Origin of the sequence: Pseudomonas sp., from assembly GCF_037994325.1 — a bacterium.
Taxonomy (GTDB): Bacteria; Pseudomonadota; Gammaproteobacteria; order Pseudomonadales; family Pseudomonadaceae; genus Aquipseudomonas.
The window spans coordinates 1-5,198 of sequence record NZ_JBBNAH010000406.1 but is presented as its reverse complement, the minus strand read 5'-3'; the positions used below and the strand labels follow the sequence as shown (position 1 = coordinate 5,198).

General features: G+C 60.3%; 5 protein-coding genes. 3 read left to right on the top strand and 2 right to left on the bottom strand.

Features of this window, described 5'->3' with window-relative positions; translation table 11 throughout:
• A partial coding sequence (locus AAAB16_RS13850) for a DUF4880 domain-containing protein (RefSeq protein ID WP_340663839.1) occupies positions 1–437 on the bottom strand: 437 nt, incomplete at its 3' end.
• On the bottom strand, positions 434–985 hold the full coding sequence (locus AAAB16_RS13845; RefSeq protein WP_340663838.1) for a sigma-70 family RNA polymerase sigma factor: 552 nt from the start codon (positions 983–985) through the stop codon (positions 434–436). The genes AAAB16_RS13845 and AAAB16_RS13850, both read right to left, overlap by 4 nt.
• A 202-nt stretch (positions 986–1,187) precedes the next feature.
• On the opposite strand from AAAB16_RS13845, the gene aceK reads away from it, so the two are divergent.
• The 3 genes from aceK to AAAB16_RS13830 all read left to right on the top strand — a co-directional run.
• The gene (gene aceK, locus AAAB16_RS13840; RefSeq protein WP_340663837.1) at positions 1,188–2,909 is read left to right on the top strand and encodes a bifunctional isocitrate dehydrogenase kinase/phosphatase; all 1,722 of its coding nucleotides are present in this window, start codon (positions 1,188–1,190) and stop codon (positions 2,907–2,909) included.
• A gap of 6 nt (positions 2,910–2,915) precedes the next feature.
• Complete coding sequence (locus AAAB16_RS13835) at positions 2,916–3,935, top strand: AraC family transcriptional regulator (protein WP_340663836.1); 1,020 nt, start codon at positions 2,916–2,918, stop codon at positions 3,933–3,935.
• A 464-nt stretch (positions 3,936–4,399) separates the two neighbouring features.
• Positions 4,400–5,198 (top strand): histone deacetylase family protein (locus tag AAAB16_RS13830; RefSeq protein WP_340663835.1); only part of this gene is annotated, 799 nt, incomplete at its 3' end.

Below are 5,198 nucleotides of genomic sequence, written 5' to 3'. Positions count from 1 at the left end.
TGAATATCGCGGCGCTGGGCGCTGAAATCGATTTTCAGGCGGGTGTTGGCGTTAACAAACAACGTGCTGCCATCGGGTAGCGGCATTTTGCGGCTGCCTTGGGATTGGGCGGCAATCTGCTGTTTGTACAGGGTCAGCGGTGCACCCAGGTTCATCGTCAGCACGGCACAAAACACTGCAGCGGCCACGGCCAGCGCCGGGCGCCAGCTGCGTTTACGACGCAGCGGCTGCACGTTAACGGGCGCGCGCTGCGGATGCAGTGCAGCCATTTGCCGCCACAGCGTTTCGAATTCGGCATAGGCCTTGGCGTGCGCCGGTTCGGCTAACCAATGGGCAAAGGCCTCGGGGTCGGCGTTGGCGCCGCGGTTACGACTAAACCAGGCGGCGGCCTGGGCGTCGACGCTGTCGTCGAACGGCGTTTCCACGGACGCGTTCATGGCCGCGGCTCCTCGTCCGAACCTTGTTCCAGGCGGCGCTTGCAGTGCAGCAATGCAGAGGCGATATGTTTTTCCACCATGCTTATGGAGATACCCATGTGCTCGGCGATTTGCGCCTGACTCATGCCGTCAAAGCGGTGCAGCATAAGGGCTTCGCGGCGGCGCGGCGAGAGCTCGGCCATTACCGCACTCAGGCGCTCCAGATGCTGTTGCTGCTGCGCCCGGGCCAGCGGTTCGTTGCTCTGTATGCTGTTCACCTGAACCTCAACCTCGCTGGTTTCCGGCAACTGCTCAACAAACACCCCTTGTCGCACCTTCTGCCGGCGCCAGTGATCACGCAGCAAGTTGCGCGCCATCTGAAACAGAAACGCGCGCGGCTGCTCGACCTTGGCCTGATCGCGGTAGCCCAGCCATTGGGTGAACACGTCCTGGGTCATGTCGGCCGCATCGCTGGCGTTATCGGTACGTTTGCGCAGGTAATGCAGGATGTCCGCATAGAAGCCGCGATAGGTTTGCGCTTCATTGGCATCGGGTTTGCGGGGCGACATGTACTTCCTTTTCACAGACGGCGGAGCAGGGCGGTGGCGATCTTATCGAGAATGGTTGTCATTTGTCGCGTGGGAAATGCGTTTACGGCAAATAATCCATTTCGGCCAAAACGACTTTCTTGCCGCACAGCTTTCTCTTGTCGCCTCATCTGGCTAAGCTCGGCGTCTGCTGCTGCCTTTATCTAACTGCCGAGAGTTCTCTATGCCCCAGCAATGGCCCGCCGCCGATATCGCCCGGTTGATCCTCGACGGCTTCGACGACTATCGCGAGCATTTCAAACAGATCACCGACGGTGCCCGCGCCCGTTTCGAGCAGGCGCAGTGGCAGGAAATTCAGCAGGCCTCGGCCGCGCGGATCAATTTGTATGAAGAGAAAGTCAGCGAAGTTGGCGAGCGCTTGCACCAAGCCCTGAAAGACGAAGTGCTGCTCGACGTGCACTTATGGCCGCTGGTGAAAAGCGCCTATATCAATCTGATCGACACGCGCTTTGACGATGAGCTGGCGGAAACCTGGTTTAACTCGATTTTCTGCGGCCTGTTCAGCCACGACCTGATCAGCGACGGCTGCATGTTTATTCACACCACGCGGCCCTCGTTGCGCCGCCACGAACGCGGCGCGCAAACCCGCAGCTATATGCCCCAGGTCAACCTGGCCGGCATGCTTGAGCAGGTGTTTACCGACTACCGCTTTAGCGTGCCCTACGAAGATTTGCCCCGCGACCTGGCGCGCCTGGAAGCCCAACTGCGGACCAATTTGCCCGACTGGGTGTGCAAAGACCCGGAGCTGTGCATCGAGCTGTTCTCCTCGGTGCTGTACCGTAACAAGGGCGCCTATCTGGTCGGCCGTATCTACACCCGCGACGAACAATGGCCGCTGGTGATTCCGTTGCTGCACCGCGAAGACCGCGGCATTCAGGTGGACGCGCTGATCACCGACGAAGCCGAAGTGTCGATTATCTTCTCCTTCACCCGCTCGTATTTCATGGTCGATGTGGCGATTCCGGCGGAGTTTGTCGGCTTTCTTAAACGCATTCTGCCGGGCAAACATATTGCCGAGCTGTACACCTCGATTGGCTTCTACAAACACGGTAAATCGGAGTTTTACCGCGCGCTGATCAACCACCTGGCCAACACCGATGACCGCTTTATCATGGCTCCCGGTGTGCGCGGCATGGTCATGAGCGTGTTTACCCTGCCGGGTTTCAACACCGTGTTCAAAATCATCAAAGACAAGTTCTCGCCGTCGAAAAACGTCGACCGCGCCACGGTGATTGAAAAGTACCGCATGGTGAAAAGCGTCGACCGGGTAGGGCGCATGGCCGATACCCAGGAATTCGCCGACTTCCGTTTTCCCAAGTCCAAGTTCGACCCGGATTGCCTCGCCGAACTATTGGAAGTGGCGCCCTCTACCGTCGAGCTCGAAGGCGAAACCGTGCTGGTGCGCCACTGCTGGACCGAACGGCGGATGACGCCGCTGAATATCTACCTTGAACACGCCAACGAAGCCCAGGTGCTCGAAGCACTGGAAGACTACGGCCTGGCGATTAAACAGCTGGCCGCAGCGAATATTTTCCCAGGCGATATGCTGCTGAAAAACTTCGGCGTGACCCGGCACGGCCGCGTGGTGTTTTACGACTACGACGAAATCTGCGCCCTCACCGAAGCCAACTTCCGCGTGATTCCGCCGCCGCGTTACGAGGAAGACGAAATGTCCTCCGAGCCTTGGTATTCGATTGGCCCGCTGGATGTGTTCCCCGAAGAATTCCCGCCGTTTCTATTCGCCGATATGGGCCAGCGCAAGTTGTTTAGCCAGCTACATGGCGATCTGTACCAGGCCGACTACTGGAAGAGCCTGCAAGACGCAATTCGCGCCGGCAAAGTGATCGATGTATTCCCGTATCGGCGCAAAGAGCAACTGAACTAAACGGCTATGCCTGAGGCGATTTTCTCCCGTTCCTCGTGGCTTAACTCGCTGCATATGTCGACGTTAACGGTAGCGATGTTGGGCGCCGAGGGGCATAGCGTCGACGCGGTGCTGGCTGGCAGCGGTATCTCCGAAAGCGACCTGCGCAGCATGAAACGCTTGATCGGCCCGGGGCAGGAACAGCAGGTATTTGCCAACGCCTTGCGCCTGAGCCCAGAGCCGGCGTTGGGTATGCGCATGGGGCTGCGCACGCGTATTTCCGCCTATGGCTTACTCGGCTACGCCTTGCTCTCGGCGCCGACTTTTGGCGATGCCTTGCGCATTGGCTTGAGCTACCCGGTGCTACTGGGCACCTACTTCAACCTCAGCCTGAAAATCGAAGGCGACACGGCCTGGTTAGTCGCCACCGGCTATGGCGAAGACGAAGCCCTGCGGCCGTTTAACGTGGAACTGTGTCTGGCCTCGCTCAAGGTGGTGTGCGCCGACTTGCTTGGCCAGCCGCTGCCGCTAATGGCCGCGCAATTTGACTACGCCGAGGCGCCAGGCCAGGCCCAGGCCTATCGGCAAGGTTTCGACTGCCCCCTGCACTTCAGCCAAGCGCGCAACGCCATCGGCTTTGCCGCCCACTGGCTCGACCAGCCTTTGCCGCTGGCCGACCCCATCACCCACCAGGAAATGCTCGACCAATGCCGCCGGCAGAACGCCGAACTGGCCGCCAACCGCGCCTGGCTGGAGCGGGTGCGCGAACTGTTGGCCGAACGCCTGCAAGCGCCGCCAGGCCTGGAAGAGCTGGCTCGGCAAATGAACTGCTCGGCGCGCAGCCTGAGGCGCTACCTGCAACAGCAACACACCAGCTACCAACAACTGCTGGATGAGCTGCGCTTTAATCGCGCCAAGGAACTGCTGCAACAAGGTGACCTGCCCATCTACCGCATCGCCGAACTGCTCGGCTTCAGCGAAACCGCCAGCCTGCGGCATGCCTTCCAACGCTGGAGTGGGCAGCCGCCTAGCTATTTCCGAGTTTGACGCCCCATTCTGGATTCCCGCCTACGCGGGAATGACGGTGGGGGCTGAAGATATCCGTCTCCCCTGCGCAGGTAGGGGCCTAGGCGGCGCTGAAACCTCCGCGTTTTGGTTCCAGCATTCTGGGTTCCTGCCTGCGCAGGAATGACGGTGGGGGCTGAAGATATCCGTCTCCCCTGCGCGGGTAGTGGCCTAGGCGCGCTGAAACTTCCGCGTTTTGGTTCCAGCATTCTGGATTCCCGCCTGCGCGGGAATGACGGTGCTGGGGCTGAAAACATCCGTCGCCCCCGCGCAGGCGGGGGCCCAGGTGCGCTGACACATCTGCATCCACGCCCTATGGATCCAATATGGTTTTGGCCAAATAAATTGGCCATTTCGATCCCCTTTTGGCCGCCCACAGCGTTCTTCTGTTGCCAGGCCTGTGCCCACAATGCCTGCACAACAACACTGACGAGGAGCGCCCCCCTATGTTGACCGTCTACAGCGACGACCACCGTTTGCACCATGGCCAATCTGAGTTGGTCGATGGCCAACTGCAGCCGTGCTTCGAAATGCCCAGCCGCGCCGATACGGTATTGGCGCGGGTAAAACAGCAAAACCTCGGCGAAGTGGTTGCGCCCAAGGATTTCGGTCTGGCGCCTATCGCGCGCATCCACGACGGCGCGTACTTGACCTTTCTGCGAAACGCCTGGTCGCGCTGGGCCGCTGAAGGCCATAGCTGCGATCTGTTGCCTTCCACCTTTCCCGCCCGCCGCCTGCGCCGCGATGGCCCCATTCCCCGGGCCTTGATCGGTGAACTCGGCCACTACTGTTTTGATACCGAAGCGCCGATCACTGCCGGCACCTGGCAGGCTATCTACAGCTCGGCACAAGTGGCGCTTACCGCCCAAGACCATATGCGCCAAGGCGCGCGCACGGCGTTTGCCCTGTGCCGTCCGCCAGGTCACCACGCCGGCAGCGACTTTATGGGCGGTTACTGCTTTCTCAATAACGTTGCCATCGCCAGCCAGGCGTTTCTCGATCAAGGCGCTAAGCGCGTGGCGATTCTTGATGTCGACTACCACCACGGCAATGGCACCCAGGAACTGTTCTATACGCGCGGCGACGTGCTGTTCGCCTCCATCCATGGCGACCCGCTGGACGAATACCCGTACTTTCTCGGCAACGCCGATGAGCGCGGTGAAGGTGCGGGCGAAGGCTGCAATCACAACTACCCGTTAGCCCTGGGCAGCGGCTGGAAAGAGTGGAGCGCGGCGTTGGACGATG

Bases quoted from the DNA above. Each gene is read 5' to 3' on its own strand.
- AAAB16_RS13835 (WP_340663836.1), top strand. From the start codon at position 2,916: ATGCCTGAGGCGATTTTCTCCCGTTCCTCGTGGCTTAACTCGCTGCAT.
- AAAB16_RS13845 (WP_340663838.1), bottom strand. From the start codon at position 985: ATGTCGCCCCGCAAACCCGATGCCAATGAAGCGCAAACCTATCGCGGC.
- aceK (WP_340663837.1), top strand. From the start codon at position 1,188: ATGCCCCAGCAATGGCCCGCCGCCGATATCGCCCGGTTGATCCTCGAC.